Below are 21,882 nucleotides of genomic sequence, written 5' to 3' on the forward strand. Positions count from 1 at the left end.
CCGCCGGGCGGGCACGGGAGTCGTGCCCGCCCGGCGGTCGAGGGCGGAACGGCGGCCGGGCGTACCCGGCCGCCCTCATCTCACAGGCCGTACTTCTCCCGGGCCTCCTTGACCGCCGACGCGGGCACCTCGCCGCGCCGCGCCAGCTGGGCCAGCGCCGCGACCGCGATCGACGGGGCGTCGACGCCGAAGTGGCGGCGGGCCGCGTCACGGGTGTCGGACAGACCGAAGCCGTCCGTGCCGAGCGAGGACCAGTCCTGCTCCACCCACTGGCTGATCTGGTCCGGGACCTGACGCATCCAGTCGCTGACCGCGAGGACCGGACCCGGCGCACCGGACAGGGCCTGCGTCACGTACGGCACCCGCTGCTCACCGCGGAGCAGCGCCTCGTCGCACTCCAGCGCCTCGCGACGCAGCTCGCCCCAGGACGTGGCGGACCAGACGTCGGCCGTGACACCCCAGTCCGCGGCGAGCAGATCCTGGGCCTCCAGGGCCCAGTGGATCGCCGTGCCGGAGGCCAGCAGCTGCAGGCGCGGCGCCTCCGCCGAGGCAGGCGTGCCCTCCTTGAAGCGGTAGAGACCCTTGACGATGCCGTCCTCGACGCCTTCCGGCATCGCGGGCTGCTGTTTCGGCTCGTTGTAGACCGTCAGGTAGTAGAAGACGTTCTCGGCCTCGGGGCCGTACATCCTCCGCAGACCGTCCTTGACGATCACCGCGATCTCGTACGCGAACGCCGGGTCGTAGTTGAGCGAAGCCGGGTTCGTGGCCGCGATCAGGTGCGAGTGGCCGTCCGCGTGCTGCAGGCCCTCACCGGTCAGTGTCGTGCGGCCCGCCGTGGCACCGACGATGAAGCCCTTGCCGAGCTGGTCGGCGAGCTGCCACATCTGGTCGCCGGTCCGCTGCCAGCCGAACATCGAGTAGAAGATGTAGAAGGGGATCATCGTCTCGCCGTGCGTCGCGTACGACGTCGACGCGGCGATGAAGTCGGCCATGGCCCCGGCCTCGGTGATCCCCTCGTTGAGGATCTGGCCGTCCTTGGCCTCCTTGTAGTACATCAGCTGGTCGCGGTCGACCGGGTCGTACGTCTGGCCCAGCGGCGAGTAGATTCCGGCCGACGGGAACAGCGACTCCATGCCGAAGGTACGGGCCTCGTCGGGGACGATCGGAACCCAGCGCCTGCCGGTCTCCTTGTCCCGCATCAGGTCCTTGACCAGGCGGACGAAGGCCATGGTGGTGGCCATCTCCTGCTTGCCGGACCCCTTCTTCAGCGCGGCGAACGCCCGCTCCTCGGGCTGCGGCAGCGCCACCGCGTGCACCCGGCGGGCCGGGGCGGGGCCGCCGAGGGCGGCGCGGCGCTCCTGGAGGTAACGGACCTCCGGAGAGTCCGCGCCCGGGTGGCCGTAGGGCACCGGACCGTCATCGAAGGCGCTGTCCGGGATCGGGAGTCCGAGCAGCTCGCGCATGCCCTTGAACTCGTCGATCGACAGCTTCTTCATCTGGTGGTTGGCGTTCTTGGACTCGAAGCCCTTGCCGAGCGTGTAGCCCTTCACCGTCTGGGCGAGGATCACGGTCGGCGCGCCCTTGTGCTCGACGGCCGCCCTGTACGCCGCGTACACCTTGCGGGCCTCGTGGCCGCCGCGGGAGGTGTAGAAGCACTCGGCGATCTTCGCGTCGGTGAGCAGCTTCGCCAGCTCGGCGAGCGCGGGCTCGGCGCCGAAGAAGTGCTCACGTATGTACGCGACGTCGCGGGTGGCGTACGTCTGGAACTGGGCGTCCGGGACCTGCCGCAGCCGGCGGACCAGCGCACCGGTGGTGTCCAGCTGGAACAGCTCGTCCCAGGCGCTGCCCCAGAGCGTCTTGATGACATTCCAGCCGGCCCCGCGGAACGCACCCTCCAGCTCCTGGACCACCCGGAAGTTGGCGCGGACCGGGCCGTCGAGACGCTGCAGGTTGCAGTTGATGACGAACGTCAGGTTGTCGAGCTTCTCACGCGCCGCGAGGGCGAGGGCTGCGGTCGACTCGGGCTCGTCCATCTCGCCGTCGCCCAGGAAGGCCCAGACGTGCGAGTTCGACGTGTCCTTGATGTTGCGGTTGGCCAGATAGCGGTTGAAGCGCGCCTGGTAGATGGCCGAGAGCGGGCCGAGGCCCATCGACACGGTGGGGAACTCCCACAGCCAGGGCAGCCGCCGCGGGTGCGGGTAGGACGGCAGACCGTCGCCGCCCGCCTCCTGGCGGAAGTTGTCGAGCTGCTGCTCGCTGAGCCGGCCGTCGAGGAAGGCGCGGGCGTAGATGCCGGGGGAGGCGTGGCCCTGGATGTAGAGCTGGTCGCCGGATCCGTCCCCCTCCTTGCCGCGGAAGAAGTGGTTGAAGCCGGTCTCGTACAGCCATGCCGCCGAGGCGAAGGTGGCGATGTGGCCGCCGACGCCGTGCCGGGCGCCACGGGTGACCATCGCGGCCGCGTTCCAGCGGTTCCAGGCGGTGATCCGGGATTCCATCTCCAGGTCGCCGTCGAACGCGGGCTCGGCGGCGGTCGGGATGGAGTTGACGTAATCGGTCTCCAGCAGCTTGGGCAGCGCGAGACCGGCACCCTCGGCGTGCTGGAGCGAGCGGCGCATCAGGTACGCGGCCCGGTGCGGGCCCGCGGCATTGGTGACGGCATCGAGGGAGGCCGCCCATTCGGCGGTCTCCTCCGGGTCACGGTCCGGGAGCTGGTCGAGCTCGCTCGGAAGCTTTCCTACGGGGTCGGTCATGATCGCCGCCTTCCGGAGAGGAGGGGGGTGGAGAAAGGCCCTGACTGGCAGGACAGGGCGATGGGGCCGGTGGGCCCGCGAAATGAACTCTAAATCGCTGATCGATGATCGATCAAAGGATGAAAGGCAAAACTTCTCGATATGAAGAAATTGGCATCCGGTGCCCCGTTCCGCGGCACGGAGTGACGTTCCAAATCGGAACAAGCCGGGCGCGTGACCGCACGGTCGAGCACCCCTGCCTCCATCTGCGCACGGGCCTCAGGCGCGCGGCGCGCACCCCAGGACATGCGCCTTCGCCAGCGCACCGATGTCCGGGTCCTTGCGGAGGAACGCGTCGATGAGCGCCTCGTGCTCCTCCGCGTACGACTTCTGCACCGTCCCCAGCCAGCGGATCGAGAGCGCCGTGAACACCTCGATGCCCAGCCCCTCCCAGGTGTGCAGCAGCACGGCGTTGCCGGCGGCCCGCACCATCTCCCGGTGGAACGCCACCGTGTGCCGTACCTGCGCCTCGCCGTCGGCCAGCCGGTCGGCCTCGTACAACGCCGCCACGTGCGGCGACAGCCGCGAGCAGTCCTCGCCGAGCGTCGGAGCGGCCAGCTCCGCGGCGATCTGCTCGAGACCGGCCCGTACCGGGTAGGACTCCTCCAGGTCCGCGGCGGTCAGATTTCGCACCCGTACGCCCTTGTTGGGCGCCGACTCGATCAGCCGGAGGGTCTCCAGCTCCCGCAGCGCCTCGCGCACGGGCGTCTGACTGACCTCCAGCTCGGTGGCGATCCGTCGCTCCACGATCCGCTCGCCCGGCTTCCAGCGCCCGCTGACGATCCCGTCCACGATGTGCTCGCGGATCTGTTCGCGCAGCGAGTGGACGACGGGCGGGGTCATGAGGGGCTCCTTCGGGGAAACCGACGCTGCCGACCGGTCGGTGCCGAAGCGGCGACCGGTGGTGTCTAGACAATACGGCGGCGCCCCCGCCCGGAAGTGGTCCGGACGGGGGCGCCGCTGGTGAGGCTGGTTACAACGAGCCGTACTCCGCCTTACAGGCCGAGCTCGACCTCGAACTCGCCGGCCTCCAGGATCGCCTTGACCGCGGTCAGGTAACGGGCGGCGTCCGCGCCGTCCACCAGACGGTGGTCGTAGGAGAGCGAGAGGTACGTCATGTCGCGCACCGCGATCGTCTCGCCGAGGTCCGGGTGGTCGATGACCACCGGGCGGCGGACCGTGGCACCGATGCCCAGGATGGCGGCCTGGTTCGGCGGCACGATGACGGTGTCGAACAGCGCACCGCGCGAACCGGTGTTGCTGATGGTGAAGGTGGCACCGGACATGTCGTCCGGGGTCAGGCCGCCACCGCGGGCCTTGCCGGCCAGCTCGGCGGTCTTCTTCGAGATGCCGGCGATGTTCAGGTCGCCCGCACCCTTGATGACCGGGGTCATCAGACCCTTCTCGGCGTCCACGGCGATGCCGATGTTCTCCGAGTCGAAGTACGTGATGGTGCCCTCGTCCTCGTTGATCCGGGCGTTGACGACCGGGTGGGCCTTCAGCGCCTGGGCCGCCGCCTTCACGAAGAACGGCATCGGGGACAGCTTGACGCCCTCACGGGCGGCGAACGCGGCCTTCGCCTGGTTGCGCAGCTTCATCAGCTTGGTGATGTCGACCTCGAGGACCGAGGTCAGCTGGGCCTGCGAGTGCAGCGCCTTCATCATGTTGTCGCCGATGACCTTGCGCATGCGGGTCATCTTGACCGTCTGACCGCGCAGCGGGGAGACCTCGAGCTTCGGCGCCTTCGCGGCCGCCGGGGCAGCCGCGACGGGGGCCGGAGCAGCGGCGGCGGCCTTGGCGGCCTCCGCGGCGGCGACGACGTCCTGCTTGCGGATACGGCCACCGACACCGGTGCCCTTGACCGCACCGAGGTCGACACCGTTCTCGGCGGCGAGCTTGCGGACCAGCGGCGTGACGTACGCGCCTTCGTCACCGGAGATCGCGGCCGGGGCGGTCGGGGTGACCGGAGCCGGGGCGGCGACCGGGGCAGCCGGGGCGGCCACGGGAGCCGGAGCGGCAACCGGGGCGGCAGGCGCCACCGGGGCCGGAGCCGGAGCGGGGGCAGCCGGAGCAGCCGGGGCCGGGGCGGCGGCAACCGGGGCCGGGGCGGCCACGGGGGCCGGAGCGGCCGGGGCCGGGGCAGCTGCGGGAGCGGCGCCCGCGGCACCGATGACGGCGAGCTTGGCGCCGACCTCGGCGGTCTCGTCCTCGGCGACCACGATCTCCAGCAGCACACCGGAGACCGGTGCGGGGATCTCGGTGTCGACCTTGTCCGTGGAGACCTCGAGCAGCGGCTCGTCCTCCGTGACCTCCTCGCCGACCTCCTTCAGCCAGCGGGTGACGGTGCCCTCGGTGACGCTCTCGCCGAGCGCCGGAAGGGTGACGTCGGTACCGGCGGCGCCACCGGCCGGTGCGGCGGCCGCGGGGGCCGGGGCGGCGGGGGCCTCGGCGACCGGGGCCGGCGCGGCGGCGGCAGGCGCGGCCACGGGCTCGGCGGCCGGAGCCGGTGCGGCGGCGGGTGCGCCCGTGCCGTCGTCGATGATGGCCAGCTCGGCGCCGACCTCGACGGTCTCGTCCTCGGCGACCTTGATGGAGGCGAGGATGCCGGCGGAGGGGGCCGGGATCTCGGTGTCGACCTTGTCGGTCGACACCTCGAGCAGCGGCTCGTCGACCTCGACGCGCTCGCCCTCGGCCTTCAGCCAGCGGGTGACAGTGCCCTCGGTGACGCTCTCGCCGAGCGCCGGAAGGGTTACGGAAACCGACATGGTTTCAGTTGCTCCTAAGGATGTGGTCTCCCCGGCTCGCGAGCGGGACCGCGAGCTCGGGGAAGTGCGGAAGTGTCGGTCGTCGCGCCCTGACCGGATCAGTCGTGGGAGTGCAGGGGCTTGCCGGCCAGGGCCAGGTGGGCCTCGCCGAGCGCCTCGTTCTGCGTCGGGTGGGCGTGGACGAGCTGCGCGACCTCGGCCGGCAGCGCCTCCCAGTTGTAGATCAGCTGGGCTTCGCCGACCTGCTCACCCATACGGTCACCGACCATGTGGACGCCGACCACGGCACCGTCCTTGACCTGGACGAGCTTGATCTCGCCCGCGGTCTTCAGGATCTTGCTCTTGCCGTTGCCCGCGAGGTTGTACTTGAGAGCGACGACCTTGTCCGCGCCGTAGAGCTCCTTGGCCTTGGCCTCGGTGATGCCCACGGAGGCGACCTCGGGGTGGCAGTACGTCACCCGGGGGACACCGTCGTAGTCGATCGGAACGACCTTCAGACCGGCCAGCCGCTCCGCGACCAGCATGCCCTCGGCGAAGCCGACGTGCGCGAGCTGGAGGGTCGGGGCCAGGTCGCCCACGGCCGAGACGGTCGGGACGTTGGTCTGCATGTACTCGTCGACGAGGACGTAGCCGCGGTCCATCGCGATGCCGGCCTCCTCGTAACCCAGGCCCTGCGAGACCGGACCGCGGCCGATCGCGACCAGCAGCACCTCCGCCTCGAAGGTCTTGCCGTCGGCGAGGGTGACCCGCACACCGTTCTCGGTGTACTCGGCCTTCTGGAAGAAGGTGCCGAGGTTGAACTTGATGCCGCGCTTGCGGAAAGCGCGCTCAAGAAGCTTCGAGCTGTTCTCGTCCTCGACCGGGACGAGGTGCTTCAGACCCTCGACGATGGTGACGTCGGTGCCGAAGGACTTCCACGCCGAGGCGAACTCGACGCCGATGACGCCGCCGCCCAGCACGATCGCGGACTGCGGGACGCGGTCCAGCTTCAGCGCGTGGTCCGAGGAGATGATGCGGTTGCCGTCGATCTCCAGGCCCGGCAGCGACTTCGGCACGGAGCCGGTCGCCAGGAGCACGTGGCGGCCCTGGATGCGCTGGCCGTCCACGTCCACGGAGGTGGGGGAGGAGAGCCGTCCCTCACCCTCGATGTACGTCACCTTGCGCGAGGCGATCAGACCCTGCAGGCCCTTGTACAGGCCGGTGATCACCTCGTCCTTGTACTTGTGGACGGCCTCGATGTCGATGCCCTCGAAGGTGGCCTTGACGCCGAACTGGCCGGCCTCGCGTGCCTGGTCGGCGATCTCACCGGCGTGCAGCAGCGCCTTCGTGGGGATGCAGCCGTTGTGCAGGCAGGTGCCGCCGACCTTGCCCTTCTCGATCAGAGCGACGTCCAGGCCCAGCTGCGCTCCGCGCAGGGCCGCGGCATAACCGCCGCTACCACCGCCGAGGATCACTAGGTCGAAAACGGTGCTGGCGTCGTTCGCCACGTCACGTCCTCCATGCATGTGCGCCGTACGCCGGGCCCCGTCGCTGGGGTGTGACCGGCCGGTCGGCTGGTGTTCGGCCGCTTTTGTCTTTCGGCCCTGTGGTGGGGGCCCTGTCCTGCCGAGAACCCATCTTCGCACTTGTTGACGGTGGGCGGGACGCGGGGCCCTGGTCTGGGACGGCTGATGGTCCGTTCCAGAGGGTTACCGCTGCGTAGAGACATACGGATTTCGTCGAGAGCGAAACCCGCGTGACGCAGTGCAGCGGCGTCAAGGGGGGAACACGTACGGCCCCGGACGTATGCCCGGGGCCGTACGTGCACAGCTGCCTCAGCCGAGGTCGCCGGCGGCGGTGCGCTCCGCCAGCTTCACCAGCGTGCGGACCGCGGAACCGGTGCCGCCCTTCGGCGTGTAACCGTACGGCGCGCCCTCGTGGAAGGCCGGGCCCGCGATGTCCAGGTGCGCCCAGGCGATGCCCTCGCCCACGAACTCCTGCAGGAACAGGCCGGCCACCAGGCCACCGCCCATCCGCTCGCCCATGTTGGCGATGTCGGCGGTCGGGGAGTCCATGCCCTTGCGCAGGTCGGCGGGGAGCGGCATCGGCCAGGAGGCCTCGCCGACCTCCTCGGCGATCTCGTGGATGGAGGTACGGAAGGCGTCGTCGTTCGCCATGATGCCGAAGGTGCGGTGGCCCAGCGCCAGCACCATCGCGCCGGTCAGGGTCGCCACGTCGACGATCGCGTCCGGCTTCTCCTCGCAGGCACGGGTCAGCGCGTCGGCGAGGACGAGCCGGCCCTCGGCGTCCGTGTTGAGGACCTCGACGGTCTTGCCGCTGTACATGCGCAGCACGTCACCCGGGCGGGTCGCGTTGCCGGACGGCATGTTCTCGGCGAGCGCCAGCCAGCCGGTGACGTTGACCTGGAGTCCCAGACGGGCTGCCGCGACGACGGTCGCGAACACGGCGGCGGCGCCGCTCATGTCGCACTTCATCGTCTCGTTGTGACCGGCCGGCTTCAGCGAGATGCCGCCCGAGTCGTAGGTGATGCCCTTGCCGACCAGGGCCAGGGTCTTCTCCGCCTTCGGGTGCGTGTAGGCGAGCTTGACCAGGCGGGGGCCGTGGGTCGAGCCCTGGCCGACGCCCAGCAGGCCACCGAAGCCGCCCTTGACGAGCGCCTTCTCGTCGAGGACCTGCACCTTGATGCCGTGCTCCTTGCCGGCGGCCGTGGCCACGGCGGCGAAGGACTCGGGGTACAGGTCGTTCGGCGGGGTGTTGATCAGGTCGCGGGCGCGGTTGATCTCCTCGACGACCGCGACGGCACGCTCGGCGGCCGCCTTGAAGGCCTTGTCGCGCGGCTTGGCGCCGAGCAGGGCGACCTCGGCGAGCGGCGACTTCGGGCCGTTGCCGTTCTTCTTGTCCTTCGCGGCGAGCTTGTTCTCGCCGCCCTGGTACGCGGTGAAGGCGTACGCACCGAGGAGCGCGCCCTCGGCGACGGCCTCGGCGTCCTCGACCGATGCGACCGGCAGTGCGAAGCCGGCCTTCTTCGAACCGACCAGGGCACGCGCGGCGGAGCCCGCGGCGCGCCGCAGGGCCTCCGCGTCGAATGCCGCGTCCTTCTCCGGGACCGAACCGAGCCCGACCGCGATGACGACGGGGACCTTGAGGCCGGCCGGCGCGGGGAGCTTGGTGACTTCGCCCTCGGCACCGGAGGCGCCGAGGGTTTCCAGGACGGTGGCGAGCTTTCCGTCGAACGCCTTGTCCACGGCCTCGGCGCCCGGTGCGACGACCGGACCCTTGGCGCCCTTGGCGACGCCGACGACGAGTGCGTCGGCGCGCAGCGTCGCCGCACCGGCAGTGCTGAGAGTGAGAGCAGTCACGGTGGTGAAATCTCGCTTCCGTTGAGTTCATTTGTCGGTCGAGGGGTGGGCCGACCGTGCCCGGCGCATCGTAGACGCCGCCGCAATGTGCCGGTAATGAGCCTACGCGCGCCTTTGCTGCCGGATCACGTCGGCGGGCCGTCTGCGACCCGTTCCGGCGGTACGGCCCCGGCGCCGGCCGGCCCGGGCCGGGGTCCCCGAGCCGCGAACGCCCTTGCCAGTAGGGTCGTTTGGCAGTGCCGGAGCGAACGGGGGAGAGGGATGCGCGCCCAGCGGGCTGCACACAGGTCGGGACCGGGACCGGCGCTGACAGCCGTACTGATTCTGTCGGCGGTCCTGGCCGGCTGCGCCTCGACGCCGGAATCCGCCCCCGCGGAGCGCTGGCGGCCGAGGCCCGGTGCCGACTGGCAGTGGCAGCTCTCCGGCGCCCTCGATCCCACCGTGGACGCCCCGGTGTACGACATCGACGGCTTCGAGCGCGACGCGTCGGCGGTCGCCGATCTGCACCGCCGGGGCCGCAAGGTCATCTGCTACGTCTCCACGGGTGCCTGGGAGGACTTCCGCCCGGACGCCGCGAGGTTTCCCGCCTCGCTACGGGGACGGGGCAACGGCTGGCCGGGGGAGCGCTGGCTCGACATCCGCCGCACGGACGTGCTGGAACCGCTGATGGAGGCTCGGATCGAGATGTGCGCGAGGAAGGGCTTCGACGCGGTGGAACCCGACAACATGGACGGCTACCGCAACCGGACGGGGTTCGCGCTGACCGCCTCCGACCAGCTGCGCTACAACCGGCTCGTCGCCCGCATCGCCCACCGCCACGGACTGGCCGTCGGCCTGAAGAACGACTTGGACCAGATCCCGCAGCTGGAGCCGGACTTCGACTTCGCGGTCAACGAGCAGTGCGCGCAGTACGACGAGTGTGCCGCCCTCACACCGTTCATCGAGGCGGACAAGGCGGTGTTCCACGCGGAGTACGAGGTGCCGGTGGCACGGTTCTGCCCGCAGTCGAAGAAGCTGCGCCTGAGCTCACTGCGCAAGAAGTACGACCTCGGAGTCTGGCGCCGCAGCTGTACGTCGAGCCCCTCCGGCAATTGACGCCATATCGGTTGTCTGGCCGCCCCGCACTCTCTCAGCCCAGCGCCAGTCCCACCAGCACCCCCGTCGCCGCCACCTCCGCGACCGCCCCGAACACATCCCCCGTGACCCCGCCGAACCTCCGTACGCAGTGCCGCAGCAACACCTGGGCAAGAGCCAGACCGCCCAGCACGGCAAGCCCCTGGTGCAACGGCGCGTACCCGCCGAACACCGCCCCCGCCCCCGCGCACGCGGCCACCACCACCGCGGCCGCGCCTGCCGCCGCCCGCAGCGGAACCGTGCCCGCCACAGCCGCCCCCAGCCCATCCGGTCGGGCCGGCGGTACGCCCTGACGGGATGCCAGCGTGAGCGCGAGCCGGGCGGTGACCCCGGCGACGACCGCCGCCATCGCGCCGTACGCCCAGCCCCGCCCGTACAGCTGGTGGAGGACGGCGACCTGGGCCAGCAGAACGAACAGCAGGGTGATCACACCGAATGGCCCAATGTCGGACTGCTTCATGATGCGCAGCGCGTCCTGGGCGGGCTTGCCGCTGCCGAGCCCGTCCGCCGTGTCCGCGAGGCCGTCGAGATGCAGTCCCCTCGTGAGGACCGCGGGCACCGCGGCCGAGGCGACCGCGGCGAGCAGTGGCCCCGAGCCGAACAGCAGCAACAGTGCACCGGGCACCGCCGCCGACAGCCCCACCACCAGACCGGCGAGCGGGGCGCACAGCATCCCGGCGCGGGCCGCTTCACGGTCCCACCGGGTGACGCGGACGGGGAGGACGGTCAGGGTGCCGAAGGCGAAACGTATGCCGTGGCTGTTCGGGGAGGTCACGGCGCGCAGGCTAATCGCTCCTCCGGGTCGATAGATTGGCCGAAACGCTGCAGACCGCCACAAAATGGATCATCGGGAGAGGGTGGCATGGGTCACTGGTTCGATCAGAACTTCGTCGAGCCGGGGAAGCTGCCCCTGCTCCTCGCGCTGGCCGCCTTCGTGCTGACCTTCGCCGTCACCCGTCTCATCACCCGGCTGATCAGGGCCGGGAAGGGACCGTTCCGCAACATCACACCCGGTGGCCTGCACGTCCATCACGTGGTGCCCGGTGTGGTGCTGACGGTGATCGGCGGCTTCGGTGCGGTCTCCAGCGGGCGGCACGGTGTCACGGCGGGCGTCTGCGCGGTGATCTTCGGGATGGGTGCGGGGCTGGTGCTGGACGAGTTCGCGCTGATCCTCCATCTCGACGATGTGTACTGGACCGAGGAGGGTCGGCAGAGCGTGGAGGTAGTCGTCCTCACCGCGGCGCTCGTCCTGCTCCTCCTCGGCGGCTTCTCGCCGCTCGGGGTGAACGAACTGACCAGCGATCAGGAGCAGGGGCGGCTCGGCATCGTACTGACCCTGTTGGTGAACTTCTGTTTCGTGCTGATCGCGCTCTTCAAGGGCAAGGCCCGGATGGCGGTGATCGGCGCCCTGGTGCCGTTCGTCGCTCTCTTCGGCGCGATCCGGCTGGCCAGGCCGACGTCGAAGTGGGCGAAGCGCTTCTACCGCAACCGGCACCGCGCCCGCTCCAGGGCGGTGCTGCGGGCGTACCACCACGACCGGCGCTGGGTCGGCCCGCGCCGCAGATTCGAGGATCTGATCGGCGGCGCACCCGACCGGATCCCGGCCCCGGTGCGCAAGTCCTGACCACGGCGGGCGCGCAGATGGCGGCGCCGGTCGTGCCGGACCGTGAAGCCGCACAGGATCAGCACCGCGACGATCGCCGCGAGATGCTCCTTGCCCGCCAGGTTGTTCTTGAGGGCCACCTCGACGACCATCGCGGCGATCACCACCGCCCCGGTGAACCAGGCTCGGTAGACGTGGCACAGATACACCGCGATCCCGACCACCGCCGCCGACGGGCCGGTGTCGACGACCTTCGCGTCCGACGCGGGCAGTCCGAACAGCCCGTCGGGGCCGACCGCGACGCCCACCCGTGCGTACAGCGTACCGGCCAGCGTCGCGACGTACGCGATCAGCAGGGTGCGCCTCCGGCCCGGACGGATCTCGGCGATCCCGAACACCACCAGGACCTGCGCCAGCGCACCCCACACCGGCAGATCCGGTGCGGGTACGAACAGCGACAGCGGGGTACGCAGCAGGGCGATCCACAGCGGGTCCTCGGCCCGGACCGAACCGAGGACGTGCACCGGCCGCCGGCCCCAGGACTGGTTCTGCACCACCTGGAGCAGGGCCGTCAGGCAGACCGCCCCCAGCGTCATCGGCACGGCCCGCAGCCGGGAGTCGGTGAGCGCGCCGCGCACGGTCGACACCAGCGGCCCCCACTCGCGGCGGGCGGCCGCGCGCAGCGCGGTCACCGGTCTCATCTACGGGTCCCCAGATGCGAGCGGTGCATCCACTTGGGCAGGCCGGGAGCCTCCAGAAACCCCTCGGCGCGGGCTGCGGCGATACCGATGCGCAGCAGGTCGGAGCTCTTCTCGAAGAGCATGAAGCGCGGCTCCCAGATCGGTCGGTACTTGGCGTTGGCGCGGTAGAGCGACTCGATCTGCCACCAGCGTGAGAAGAAGCTGAGCAGCGAGCGCCACAGCCTCAGCACCGGTCCGGCGCCGAGCCGTGATCCCCTTTCGAAGACGGACCGGAACATCGCGAAGTTGAGCGACACCTGGGTGATCCCGATCTTCGGTGCACGCTGCAGGAGTTCGATGACCATGAACTCCATCAGGCCGTTCTCGGAGTTCCGGTCACGGCGCATCAGGTCCAGCGAGAGACCGTTCGGACCCCAGGGGACGAAGCTCAGTACGGCACGCAACTCGCCCTGCCCCGGGGCGTCACCGCTGTCCCGGCACACCAGCATCACGCACTGTCCGTCCGCCGGATCGCCGAGCCGTCCGAGCGCCATCGAGAAGCCGCGCTCGGTCTCCCCGTCGCGCCAGTCGTCGGCGCGGCGCAGCAGTTCGGCCATCTCGTCGTCGGGGATGTCCGCGTGGCGGCGGACGGTCACCTCGTACCCGGCGCGCTTGACCCGGTTGTACGCCTGGCGGACGGTCCGCATCGCCCGCCCTTCGAGGGTGAACTCGGCCGTCTCCACGATCGCTTCGTCGCCGAGTTCCAGCGCGTCCAGGCCGTGCCGGGCGTAGACCGTGCCGCCCTCCTCGCTCACCCCCATCACCGCGGGGATCCAGCCGTGCTCGCGGGCCTCGGCGAGCCACGGCTCGATCGCGCCGGGCCAGGCCTCCGGGTCGCCGATCGGATCACCGGAGGCGAGCGAGACCCCGCCGACCACCCGGTAGGCGACGGCGGCCTTCCCGGTCGGCGACCAGACGACGCTCTTCTCCCGGCGCAGCGCGAAGTATCCGAGCGAGTCGCGGTCGCCGTTCCTGTCCAGCAGGACGCGGAGCCGGTCCTCGTCCTGCGGGGTGATCGGGTCGACGGCCCGGCGGGAGCGGAAGGCCGCGTACACGACGGCGATCAGCAGCAGGGTGGACAGGATGTTGATGACGACATCGACCCAGCCGGGCACGGTGATGCCGGGGAAGCGGGAGTTGTCGGAGGCGACCGAGACCAGCCGCAGCGCGCCGTAGCGCCAGCGGTCGAGGAACGTCGAGCGGTACTCGTCGTGCGCCGTGTTGGTGACGGTGACGAGCAGCGTCGCGATCAGCGAGGTGATCAGCAGGCCGCCGACGGCGACGACGGCCGCCAGCCGCGGGTTGGATCTGTCGCCCTTGGCGTAGAACTCGCGCCGGCCCAGGAGGAGTGCCAGGACGAACGCCGCGGTCAGTGCCAGGGAGATCCAGTTCTGCGGGTACTGCCGGATCTCCGGGAACGAGATCACAAAGGCGAAGAGCAGGAGCAGCAGACCGCTCAGCACCATGTTGAGGATCCACGCGGCCCGCTTGCGGCGGCGCATGGTGACCGCCAGGAAGAGTGCCACCACCCCGGAGGAGAAGCCCGCGGTGAGCAGATAGGGCGTGAAGTAGTTCTCGGTGTTGTGCCGGCGGAGGTCCTGGCCGAGCGTGACCCAGACAGCGCTCAGGAAATTGATGAACGACACGGCGCGCAGGTACCAGATGGCGAATGCCGCGCTGCGCCGTGAGCGGACGGTGCTCCGCCGGGCACCCCCGCCGGCCAATCGGACCTCTCCCATGAAAAGCGATCATATGGGGCATCACGCTTCACGAGGGGCTGCGCTGCGGCCGGTGTCCGTGGCCGGCGGCCGCAGCTCGACAGGGTCTGTCAGTCGTCGGCCGAGTCGCCGTTCGCGCCGGTCGTCCCGGCCTCGTCGCCGTCCTTCTCGACGTCCTCGCCGGTGTCCGACGGTGCGCGCTCCGGCAGTTCCGCCGCCAGCGCGGCCGCGGCCTGCACGAGGGGAAGCGCCAGCACGGCTCCGCTCCCCTCGCCCACGACGACGCCCTGGTCGAGCAGCGGGTTGAGCGCCATCCGGTCCAGCGCCTTCGTCTGTGCCGGCTCACCGCTCACCTGGCCCGCCAGCCACCAGTCCGGCGCCCGGAAAGCGGCCCGCTGGGCGACCAGCGCACACGCCGAGGAGACCACGCCGTCCAGGATCACCGGCAGTCTGCGCACGGCGCACTGCAGCAGGAATCCGGTCATCGCCGCCAGGTCGGCGCCGCCGACCGTGGCCAGCAGCTCCAGCTGGTCACCGAGGACCGGCCGGGCCCGTCGCAACGCGTCCCGGATCGCCGCGCACTTGCGCATCCAGGCGAGATCGTCGATGCCCGCACCGCCGCGCCCGGTGACCACCGAGGCGTCCGTGCCGCACAGCGCCGCGATCAACGTGGACGCCGCAGTGGTGCCGCCGACGCTCAGATCGCCGAGCACCACCAGATCGGTGCCCGAGTCGGCCTCCTCGTCGGCGATCGCGATCCCGAGTCGTACCGCCTGCTCGGCCTCTTCGGCCGTCATCGCGTCCTCGATGTCGATCCGGCCGCTGCCGCGCCGCACCCGGTGACGGACGACCGACTCGGGCAGCAGTTCCGGATCGCAGTCCAGACCGGCGTCGACGATCCGCACCGGTACGGAGAAGCGGCGGGCCAGCACGGCGAGCGGCGTCGCACCGTCCAGGGTGGCCCGCACCAGCTCGTGCGCGGTCCCGGCCGCGCGGCCCGAGACACCCAGCTCGGCCACCCCGTGATCCCCGGCGAAGAGCACCACGCGCGGTTGCTCGATCGGCTTGACCGGTACGGCCTGCTGCGCCGCCGAGAGCCATTCGCCCAGCTCGTCGAGGCGACCGAGGGCGCCCGGGGGCACGATCAGCCGCTCCCGGCGTTCCTCGGCGTCACGCCGTACGCCGCCGTCGGGGCGTTCGATCAGGTCGGAGAAGTCGTCCAGATTCACGGGGGTCTGCCTCGCGGGTCGTTACGTGGTGTGGGCCGGTGAGCCCGCCGCCGGGCTCACTGCGGAACAGTACCTGCCACATTTCTGAGGCCCCGTCAGTGCGGCGGGTGGTGGGTCAGGCCCCGAACCGCAGCAGCGTCATCGCGGGGGTCAGCGTCCGCAGACCCGGGGTCAGGTGCTGGAGCCGGATCAGCTCGCCCATCGCACCCCGGCCGCGCGGCAGCCCCAGGGCGTGCACCTCGGTGATGTTCGGATGCGCGCTGAGCAGCTTCTTCCGCTCGTGAGGGTTCATGGCCCAGCGCATCGGCGGGACGGTCATGGAGCCGACCTTCGACGTACCGGTCACCGTCCCTCGCGCCAGCCAGCGCGCCATCGAGTCCAGGACGAGTACGCCGCCCGGCAGCCGTTCGGCGCAGCCCGCCAGGATCTTCCGTACCTCGGCAGGTTCCAGATACATCAGCAGCCCCTGCGTCGTGACGGCCACACCCCGGCCGACCGGGTCCTCGATCTCGTCCAGCCAGGAGAGGTCGGTCGCCGAACGGGACAGCGTCCGCAACCGGTCCGACGAGGGCAGCAGCGTACGGCGCAGCGCGGCGACCTCGGGCAGCTCCACGCTCAGCCAGTTGAGCCGGCCGTTGTCGACCCGCCAGAATCCGGTCTCCAGACCGTCGCCGAGCCCGACCACGGTGGCCTGCGGATGGGCGCGCAGATAGCCCTCCACCGCCAGGTCGAAGCAGCGCGAACGCAGCGCCTGCGCCTGCGAGTGGAATGCGTTCGGCCGCCCGAACCGCTCCTCGAAGGGGTAGTCGAGGTCCGCCACCAGCTGCAGCGCCATCGGATCGTCGATGACGGGATAGGGCTGCCCCGCCTCGTACGCCCGGTTGTAGAGCGTCCACAACAGGGTCTCCGGCACTCCGTTCAGCATCGGCCGTACACGTGCCATGTCCGCTCCCTTCCCGCTCCGCCGTCCCGTCCGCTCAGCCGCGCAGTGTCACTGCCTGCCCGGCCACCACCAGCAGTACGTGCTCGCACTCGTCGGCGAACGCCGCGTTCAGCCGGCCCAACTCGTCCCGGAACCGCCGCCCGGAGGCCGTCGCGGGCACCACACCGGAGCCGACCTCATTGGTCACGGCGACGACGGTACGCCGCGTCCCGCGCACCGCACCGACCAGTTCGGCGATCCGCTCCCGCAACGCGTTCTCGCCGCCGTTCGCCCACGCCGCGTCGGACCAGGCGTCCACCCGGTCCATCGCGTCCGTCAGCCACAGCGACAGGCAGTCGATCAGCAGCGGCGGCCCGTCCGACTCCAGCAGCTGCGCCAGTTCACAGGTCTCCTCGGTGCGCCAGGCGGCCGGCCTGCGCTCCCGGTGCAGACCGATGCGCGCAGCCCACTCCGCGTCGCCGTCCCGGCCCCCGCCGGTCGCCACATAGACCACCTCGGGGAACGTCTCCAGACGCCGCTCGGCCTCCACCGACTTCCCGGACCGCGCACCACCTGTCACCAGTGTGCGTCGCGGGACGTCCGGTACGGATCGGTAGTCGCCGACCACCAGGGTCGTCCCGTCCGGCACGGTCCGCGCTCCGGACGCCGCGAGACGCCGGTCCAGTTCGGGGCCCGGCGGTGCGTCGTGGTCGATGTGGACGGCGATGACCTCGGTGGCCGGCCCGATCGCCTCGACGGCGCGTAGCCGGGCCACCGCGTCCGGCCGCCCGGTCACATCGCCGACGACCATCTCGTAAGGCTGCCCCACCCGGTCGGCGAGACCGGCGGGGGCGGCCCCCGGGGGCATGTACAGCAGCCGCTCGCCCTCCGGGGCCGTCACCTCGTATCCGGTCCCCGGCGCGTCCATCGGCACCGCCCGGATCCGGTGCCCGCTGATCAGTGTCAGCTCCTGCCCGTCCGGCACCCGGGCGGCCGGGGGCAGCCCGGCGGGCAGCTCCATGGCGGGCCCGTCGTGCGGATGGGTGAGCAGGACCTGCCGAACGCCGGTCAGCGAATGCCCCGCACGGGCGGCCGCGAACACGGCCCCCGGAGTGAGATCGAGCAGCAGCGCATCGTCGACCAGCAACGCGGTCGCGGCCCGCGCCCGCGGCCCGCGGGCGGTGGCGCAGGCGGCGCACGGACATTCGGGGCGAGGCAGCCCGTCGGGGGCTCCGGTGCCGAGCAGAGTCAGTTCCACGCTCCTGATCCTCCCGCGTCCCCGCACCGACTGCGCGACCAACCCCGCGCGTCCAGCCACTAGGCTGCGGGCAGCAACGTGACCCAGGAGGCGGACATGGCGTGGACGTGGCGGTTCGAGAAGTCCGACGGTACGGAGACGGAGCCGGCCCTGCAGCCGGAGGAATTCACGACTCAGGGCGACGCGGAGTCCTGGATCGGCGAGTTCTGGAAGGAACTCCTCGACGGCGGCGCGGACCAGGTGACGCTGTTCGAGGACGCGACGAAGATCTACGGCCCCATGAGTCTCCAGGCCGACCAGGGCTGACCCGTTCCACCGGCATGCCCCGGGTGCCGTTCCTCGGTACCCGGGGCATGCGCGAGTGCGGTTGCGAGGCGGTCAGATCTCGCCCAGCGTGACGTCCGCGGTCCTCTGCGCGGTGTCGCGCATGTACGTCACCGTGACCTTCTGACCCGGCCTGTCGACGGCCAGTGCCTCCGACAGCGAGGTGATCGTCGTGACCGGCACGTCGCCGATCTTCGTGATGATGTCGCCGACCTGCAGCCCCGCCTTGTCGGCGGCGCCACCCTTGGTGACGCTGACCAGCGCCACCCCGGCCGGCTGGTAGTTGTCGTCGACGACCGTGCGGCCGGTGATGTTCAGTGCCGCCCGGCCCGAGTCGGTGACCTTGCCGTTCTTGATGATCTGGTCGGCCACCGTTTTGACCATCGAGGCGGGGATCGCGAACCCGATGCCCGGCGCGGCGCTGTCACCCATCGCCGGGTCCACCGCTCCGAGGGTCGGGATGCCGATCACCTCACTGTCCAGATTGACCAGTGCGCCGCCGCTGTTTCCCGGGTTGATCGCCGCCGAGGTCTGCACCATGTTCGCGATGGTCGCCCCGGTGCCCCCGCCCGCGCGGCTCTCGGTCACGGTCCGGCCGACCGCCGACACGATGCCCTGGGTGACGCTGCTGGACAGCCCGAGCGGGGAGCCCATCGCCAGCACGATCTGACCGACCTCGACCTTCTCCGAGTCACCGAACGCCGCCGGCTGCAGCCCGCTCGGCACGTCGTCGAGCTTGATGACGGCCAGGTCCTGTTCCGGATACGCGGCGACCAGCGAGGCGCTCAGCACCTTCTCGCCGGTGGCGACGGTGACCTTGAAGGTCTTCTCATCGCCCACCACGTGGGCATTGGTGACGATATGGCCGTTGTCGTCGTAGACGATGCCTGAGCCAAGACTGTTGGAGGCGTCGATCTGCACGACCGACGGCAGGACGTTCTTGATGACGGTCTGGAAATCGGTCTGCAGCTCGTCGGCGGACGGGGTCGTCGAAGCCTGCTTCGCGCCCGACGGCGTGGGATCCGCCTGCGACGCGTTCGATATCGATCCGGTGCAGCCGCTCACCAGGGCGATGGCGCAGAGGCCTGCCGTCAGCGGCAGCAGCAACCGGCGGGCACGGGTACGTGAGTGGGAAGCATCCATGTCCGAATCATTGCTTTTAACCCCATTGGCGGCCTTTTGCGCGCGGCCGATCGAGTGGGGCGCCCGGAATTACGGGGCGACGCTCAGCCCCGCACGCCGCACAGATGGAGCAGTGCCGCCACCCTGCGGTACGGGTCCGTCCGCCCGGCCCGGTCCTCCGCGGCCAGCACCCGGTCCAGTTCCGCCGCGGCCGGCAGTTCCACCTCATTGCTCATGTGGTCCGTGAAGATCCGCACCCCGTACCAGGCATGCAGCGGCGCCGCGATCCCGGCGAGTGTGGCGGTGAGGTCGTCCAGCCGGTCGGCCCGGACCGTCAGTCCCAGCCGATTGGTGTACACGTCCGTGTCGAACGCGGTCAGCGTGGCGTCCCAGTCCCCGGCGGTGCCGGGCCGCATCGCCAGCGCGTCCCCGTTCCGTACGAGCAGGGACAGCAGTCCGCCGGGCGCCAGCATCCGGGCCAGGCCCGCCAGCATCGCGTCCGGCTCCTGGACGTACATCAGCACGCCGTGGCAGAGCACCACATCGAAGCTGCCCGGCAGGAAATGTACCCCGGTCTCCAGGCCGTCGCCCTCGATCAGCCGGACCCGCTCCCGGATACCCGCGGGCTCGTCTGCGAGTGCCTCACGGGCCACCCGCAGCATCTCCGGCTCGGACTCCAGGCCGGTCACCGTGTGACCGGCCCGCGCCAGCCGCAGTGCCTGGGTGCCCTGTCCCATGCCCACATCGAGGACCCGCAGCCGCTGCCCGACCGGGAAGCGTGCGGCGATCTGCTCGTCGACCTGCCGGGCGACCAGTTCCTGGCGGACGGTGTTGCGCAGCCCACCGAGCCCTTTGAGCCAGGTGGAAGAGGCCCCGGAGAACGGGGACGTACCGCGGCGAGGCGGGCCGACGGATGGACCGGCGACTGAGCCGGAGACCTCCGTGCTCAGGGCCGCTCTCCGCGCTTGACCTGCGGCTTCGGCAGACGGAGCCGGCGCATCTGAAGCGTACGCATCAGTCCGTAGGCGACCGCGCCGCGCTTCGGCGTATCGGGGAAGCGCGCGTTCAGCTGCTTCTTCAGCCGGAACGCGAGACCGATCGAGTCGATGACGATCAGCACGATCACGCCGAGCCAGAGCAGCAGCGAGATGTTCTGGATGTTCTGCACCTGGATCACGCTGAGAATCAGAATGATCACTGCGAGCGGCAGGAAGAACTCCGCGATGCAGAAGCGCGAGTCCACGAAGTCGCGGACGAAGCGTCGCACCGGACCCTTGTCACGGGCCGGCAGGTAGCGCTCGTCGCCACTCGCGAGCGCCTCCCGCTGCTTGGCCATGTCCACGCGGCGCGCTTCGCGCTGGCGCTTCATGGCCTCCTTGCGGTCGAGCGGCGCACCACTGGAGGCACGACGGCGCTGCGACTGGGCATCGCTGCGCTTGGGGGTGGGGCGACCCTTGGGTGCCTGCGGGTCGCGGGGCTGCGTGGAGAGGTCCGCCGTCACCTTGGAGGTGGGCGCCTTCTCTTCCTTCGAACGGCTACGGAACACAAAACCCAAGGGTACGGGGTCGGCGGCGGCGACCCCAGCCCGGTCGGGAACGATCCGGCAACGGCCTGCGTCCTCACATGTGTCCTGAGAGGGGCAGAACGGACGTTGCCGCCGGTTTCCCTGACGGCCACCTACTCCCTGGGCCGGAGCTGTGACCGGGAGCAGTCGTCCTTGGGGAGGACCACATCATTGCTCGAACAGTGCGGTAATAGAGACAGGGCCCGTACTGTGGGTTCTGTTGGAGTGCTGGAGCCCAGTCCGTCAGAAGGGGGCGCGCGAAGCCCATGAGCGGTGTCATGAAGCGTATGGGGATGATCTTCCGCGCGAAGGCAAACAAGGCCCTTGACCGGGCCGAGGATCCGCGCGAGACCCTCGATTACTCGTACCAGAAGCAGCTGGAGCTGCTTCAGAAGGTGCGCCGCGGTGTCGCCGATGTGGCGACCTCGCGCAAGCGCCTGGAGCTGCAGCTGAACCAGCTGCAGGGCCAGACGTCCAAGCTGGAGGACCAGGGCCGCAAGGCGCTCGCGCTCGGTCGTGAGGACCTGGCCCGCGAGGCGCTGTCGCGGCGGGCGGCCCTCCAGCAGCAGGTCACCGACCTGGAGACGCAGCACTCGACGCTGCAGGGCGAGGAGGAGAAGCTCACTCTCGCGGCCCAGCGGTTGCAGGCCAAGGTCGACGCCTTCCGCACCAAGAAGGAGACCATCAAGGCCACCTACACGGCCGCCCAGGCGCAGACCAGGATCGGCGAGGCGTTCTCCGGGATCTCCGAGGAGATGGGCGACGTCGGCCTGGCGATCCAGCGGGCCGAGGACAAGACCCAGCAGCTGCAGGCGCGTGCCGGTGCGATCGACGAGCTGCTCGCCTCCGGTGCGCTCGACGACCCGACCGGGACGGCGAAGGACGACATCGCCGCCGAGCTCGACCGGATCTCCGGTGGTACGGATGTGGAGCTGGAGCTGCAGCGCATGAAGGCCGAACTGGCCGGCGGCTCCGCTCCGCAGCAGGCGATCGAGGGCGGCTCGCAGGACGCCGCCCAGCAGCAGTCGTCGCAGTCCCCGCACAAGTTCGACAAGCAGTGAGGCAGACGTCATGATCGTTCGGATCATGGGGGAGGGCCAGCTGACGCTGGCCGACAGTCATCTCGCCGAGCTGAACAAGCTCGACGACGAACTGCTCGCCGAGGTGGAGAGCGGCGACGGCCCAGGCTTCCGCACCACTCTCCACGCGCTCCTCGCCAGGGTGCGCGAGCTCGGCACGTCCTTGCCGGACGACTCCCTGGAGCCGTCCGAACTGATCCTGCCGTCGCCCGACGCCACCCTCGAAGAGGTACGCGACATGCTCAGCGACGACGGCCTGATCCCAGGCTGACGTCA

18 protein-coding genes and 1 pseudogene are annotated in these 21,882 nt (G+C 70.6%); 5 read left to right on the forward strand and 14 right to left on the reverse strand.

Translation table 11 applies throughout. The annotated features are described in order from the left end of the window. Positions 1-80 precede the first annotated feature (80 nt). From aceE to OG963_RS31695, 5 genes are all read right to left on the reverse strand, one after another. On the reverse strand, positions 81-2,750 hold the full coding sequence (aceE, locus tag OG963_RS31675; RefSeq protein WP_371799717.1) for a pyruvate dehydrogenase (acetyl-transferring), homodimeric type: 2,670 nt from the start codon (positions 2,748-2,750) through the stop codon (positions 81-83). 258 nt (positions 2,751-3,008) lie between these two features. Further along, positions 3,009-3,632, reverse strand: coding sequence for a GntR family transcriptional regulator (locus tag OG963_RS31680; RefSeq protein WP_030933660.1), 624 nt, complete (start codon positions 3,630-3,632; stop codon positions 3,009-3,011). A 152-nt stretch (positions 3,633-3,784) separates the two neighbouring features. Next, a complete protein-coding gene (gene sucB, locus OG963_RS31685) occupies positions 3,785-5,554 on the reverse strand; it encodes a 2-oxoglutarate dehydrogenase, E2 component, dihydrolipoamide succinyltransferase (protein ID WP_371799718.1) in 1,770 nt (589 codons plus the stop codon). Between the two features lie 98 nt (positions 5,555-5,652). After that, positions 5,653-7,041, reverse strand: a complete 1,389-nt coding sequence (lpdA, locus tag OG963_RS31690; RefSeq protein WP_371799719.1) for a dihydrolipoyl dehydrogenase — start codon at positions 7,039-7,041, stop codon at positions 5,653-5,655. A 327-nt stretch (positions 7,042-7,368) separates the two neighbouring features. Beyond that, positions 7,369-8,913 carry a leucyl aminopeptidase gene (locus OG963_RS31695; RefSeq protein ID WP_093771488.1) on the reverse strand — a complete coding sequence of 515 codons (1,545 nt, stop codon included), beginning with the start codon at positions 8,911-8,913 and terminating at the stop codon, positions 7,369-7,371. Between the two features lie 261 nt (positions 8,914-9,174). On the opposite strand from OG963_RS31695, the gene OG963_RS31700 reads away from it, so the two are divergent. Next, positions 9,175-10,008 carry an endo alpha-1,4 polygalactosaminidase gene (locus OG963_RS31700; protein ID WP_093771490.1) on the forward strand — a complete coding sequence of 278 codons (834 nt, stop codon included), beginning with the start codon at positions 9,175-9,177 and terminating at the stop codon, positions 10,006-10,008. 34 nt (positions 10,009-10,042) lie between these two features. Here the strand turns inward: OG963_RS31700 and OG963_RS31705 are convergent, their stop codons facing one another. Then, positions 10,043-10,822, reverse strand: a complete 780-nt coding sequence (locus tag OG963_RS31705; protein ID WP_371799720.1) for an adenosylcobinamide-GDP ribazoletransferase — start codon at positions 10,820-10,822, stop codon at positions 10,043-10,045. Between the two features lie 87 nt (positions 10,823-10,909). On the opposite strand from OG963_RS31705, the gene OG963_RS31710 reads away from it, so the two are divergent. Further along, on the forward strand, positions 10,910-11,671 hold the full coding sequence (locus tag OG963_RS31710) for a hypothetical protein (RefSeq protein ID WP_371799721.1): 762 nt from the start codon (positions 10,910-10,912) through the stop codon (positions 11,669-11,671). Here the strand turns inward: OG963_RS31710 and OG963_RS31715 are convergent. The 5 genes and pseudogenes from OG963_RS31715 to OG963_RS31735 form a co-directional block, all read right to left on the reverse strand. Further along, a pseudogene (locus OG963_RS31715) lies at positions 11,617-12,351 on the reverse strand (hypothetical protein); the annotation flags it as partial. The gene OG963_RS31710 and the pseudogene OG963_RS31715 sit on opposite strands and share 55 nt — an antisense overlap. Continuing rightward, complete coding sequence (locus tag OG963_RS31720) at positions 12,348-14,129, reverse strand: phosphatidylglycerol lysyltransferase domain-containing protein (protein WP_093929613.1); 1,782 nt, start codon at positions 14,127-14,129, stop codon at positions 12,348-12,350. The pseudogene OG963_RS31715 and the gene OG963_RS31720, both read right to left, overlap by 4 nt. Before the next feature lie 89 nt (positions 14,130-14,218). Beyond that, the gene (cobT, locus tag OG963_RS31725) at positions 14,219-15,337 is read right to left on the reverse strand and encodes a nicotinate-nucleotide--dimethylbenzimidazole phosphoribosyltransferase (protein WP_093771498.1); all 1,119 of its coding nucleotides are present in this window, start codon (positions 15,335-15,337) and stop codon (positions 14,219-14,221) included. 115 nt (positions 15,338-15,452) lie between these two features. Then, positions 15,453-16,280 carry a class I SAM-dependent methyltransferase gene (locus tag OG963_RS31730; protein WP_030933639.1) on the reverse strand — a complete coding sequence of 276 codons (828 nt, stop codon included), beginning with the start codon at positions 16,278-16,280 and terminating at the stop codon, positions 15,453-15,455. Between the two features lie 34 nt (positions 16,281-16,314). Then, a complete protein-coding gene (locus tag OG963_RS31735; RefSeq protein ID WP_093929614.1) occupies positions 16,315-17,517 on the reverse strand; it encodes a bifunctional adenosylcobinamide kinase/adenosylcobinamide-phosphate guanylyltransferase in 1,203 nt (400 codons plus the stop codon). A gap of 96 nt (positions 17,518-17,613) precedes the next feature. Here OG963_RS31735 and OG963_RS31740 point away from each other — a divergent pair, with 96 nt between their 5' ends. Beyond that, the gene (locus OG963_RS31740; protein ID WP_030933634.1) at positions 17,614-17,823 is read left to right on the forward strand and encodes a hypothetical protein; all 210 of its coding nucleotides are present in this window, start codon (positions 17,614-17,616) and stop codon (positions 17,821-17,823) included. Positions 17,824-17,895: 72 nt separating this feature from the next. Here OG963_RS31740 and OG963_RS31745 read toward each other — a convergent pair whose 3' ends face one another. The 3 genes from OG963_RS31745 to OG963_RS31755 all read right to left on the reverse strand — a co-directional run bounded on the left by OG963_RS31745 (position 17,896) and on the right by OG963_RS31755 (position 20,509). After that, a complete protein-coding gene (locus tag OG963_RS31745) occupies positions 17,896-18,984 on the reverse strand; it encodes a S1C family serine protease (RefSeq protein WP_093771504.1) in 1,089 nt (362 codons plus the stop codon). Between the two features lie 83 nt (positions 18,985-19,067). Further along, entirely contained in the window at positions 19,068-19,802 is a 735-nt protein-coding gene (locus OG963_RS31750) for a bifunctional 2-polyprenyl-6-hydroxyphenol methylase/3-demethylubiquinol 3-O-methyltransferase UbiG (protein ID WP_093771506.1), read from the reverse strand. Positions 19,803-19,909: 107 nt separating this feature from the next. Beyond that, positions 19,910-20,509, reverse strand: coding sequence for a DUF3043 domain-containing protein (locus OG963_RS31755; protein ID WP_030933626.1), 600 nt, complete (start codon positions 20,507-20,509; stop codon positions 19,910-19,912). 296 nt (positions 20,510-20,805) lie between these two features. On the opposite strand from OG963_RS31755, the gene OG963_RS31760 reads away from it, so the two are divergent. Together OG963_RS31760 and OG963_RS31765 are read left to right on the forward strand one after the other, a co-directional pair. Beyond that, complete coding sequence (locus tag OG963_RS31760; RefSeq protein ID WP_030933623.1) at positions 20,806-21,588, forward strand: PspA/IM30 family protein; 783 nt, start codon at positions 20,806-20,808, stop codon at positions 21,586-21,588. Positions 21,589-21,598: 10 nt separating this feature from the next. Further along, positions 21,599-21,877 (forward strand): hypothetical protein, encoded by a 279-nt coding sequence (locus tag OG963_RS31765; protein ID WP_030933621.1) that lies wholly within the window; start codon positions 21,599-21,601, stop codon positions 21,875-21,877. Positions 21,878-21,882: the final 5 nt, after the last annotated feature.

It is taken from the genome of Streptomyces sp. NBC_01707, from assembly GCF_041438805.1.
Taxonomy (GTDB): Bacteria; Actinomycetota; Actinomycetes; order Streptomycetales; family Streptomycetaceae; genus Streptomyces.

Excerpts from the sequence above, each read along its gene's own strand:
- aceE (WP_371799717.1), bottom strand. The coding sequence starts at position 2,750 with ATGACCGACCCCGTAGGAAAGCTTCCGAGCGAGCTCGACCAGCTCCCG.
- OG963_RS31680 (WP_030933660.1), bottom strand. The coding sequence starts at position 3,632 with ATGACCCCGCCCGTCGTCCACTCGCTGCGCGAACAGATCCGCGAGCAC.
- sucB (WP_371799718.1), bottom strand. The coding sequence starts at position 5,554 with ATGTCGGTTTCCGTAACCCTTCCGGCGCTCGGCGAGAGCGTCACCGAG.
- OG963_RS31700 (WP_093771490.1), top strand. The coding sequence starts at position 9,175 with ATGCGCGCCCAGCGGGCTGCACACAGGTCGGGACCGGGACCGGCGCTG.
- OG963_RS31710 (WP_371799721.1), top strand. The coding sequence starts at position 10,910 with ATGGGTCACTGGTTCGATCAGAACTTCGTCGAGCCGGGGAAGCTGCCC.
- OG963_RS31720 (WP_093929613.1), bottom strand. The coding sequence starts at position 14,129 with ATGGGAGAGGTCCGATTGGCCGGCGGGGGTGCCCGGCGGAGCACCGTC.
- OG963_RS31730 (WP_030933639.1), bottom strand. The coding sequence starts at position 16,280 with ATGGCACGTGTACGGCCGATGCTGAACGGAGTGCCGGAGACCCTGTTG.
- OG963_RS31740 (WP_030933634.1), top strand. The coding sequence starts at position 17,614 with ATGGCGTGGACGTGGCGGTTCGAGAAGTCCGACGGTACGGAGACGGAG.
- OG963_RS31745 (WP_093771504.1), bottom strand. The coding sequence starts at position 18,984 with ATGGATGCTTCCCACTCACGTACCCGTGCCCGCCGGTTGCTGCTGCCG.
- OG963_RS31760 (WP_030933623.1), top strand. The coding sequence starts at position 20,806 with ATGAAGCGTATGGGGATGATCTTCCGCGCGAAGGCAAACAAGGCCCTT.
- OG963_RS31765 (WP_030933621.1), top strand. The coding sequence starts at position 21,599 with ATGATCGTTCGGATCATGGGGGAGGGCCAGCTGACGCTGGCCGACAGT.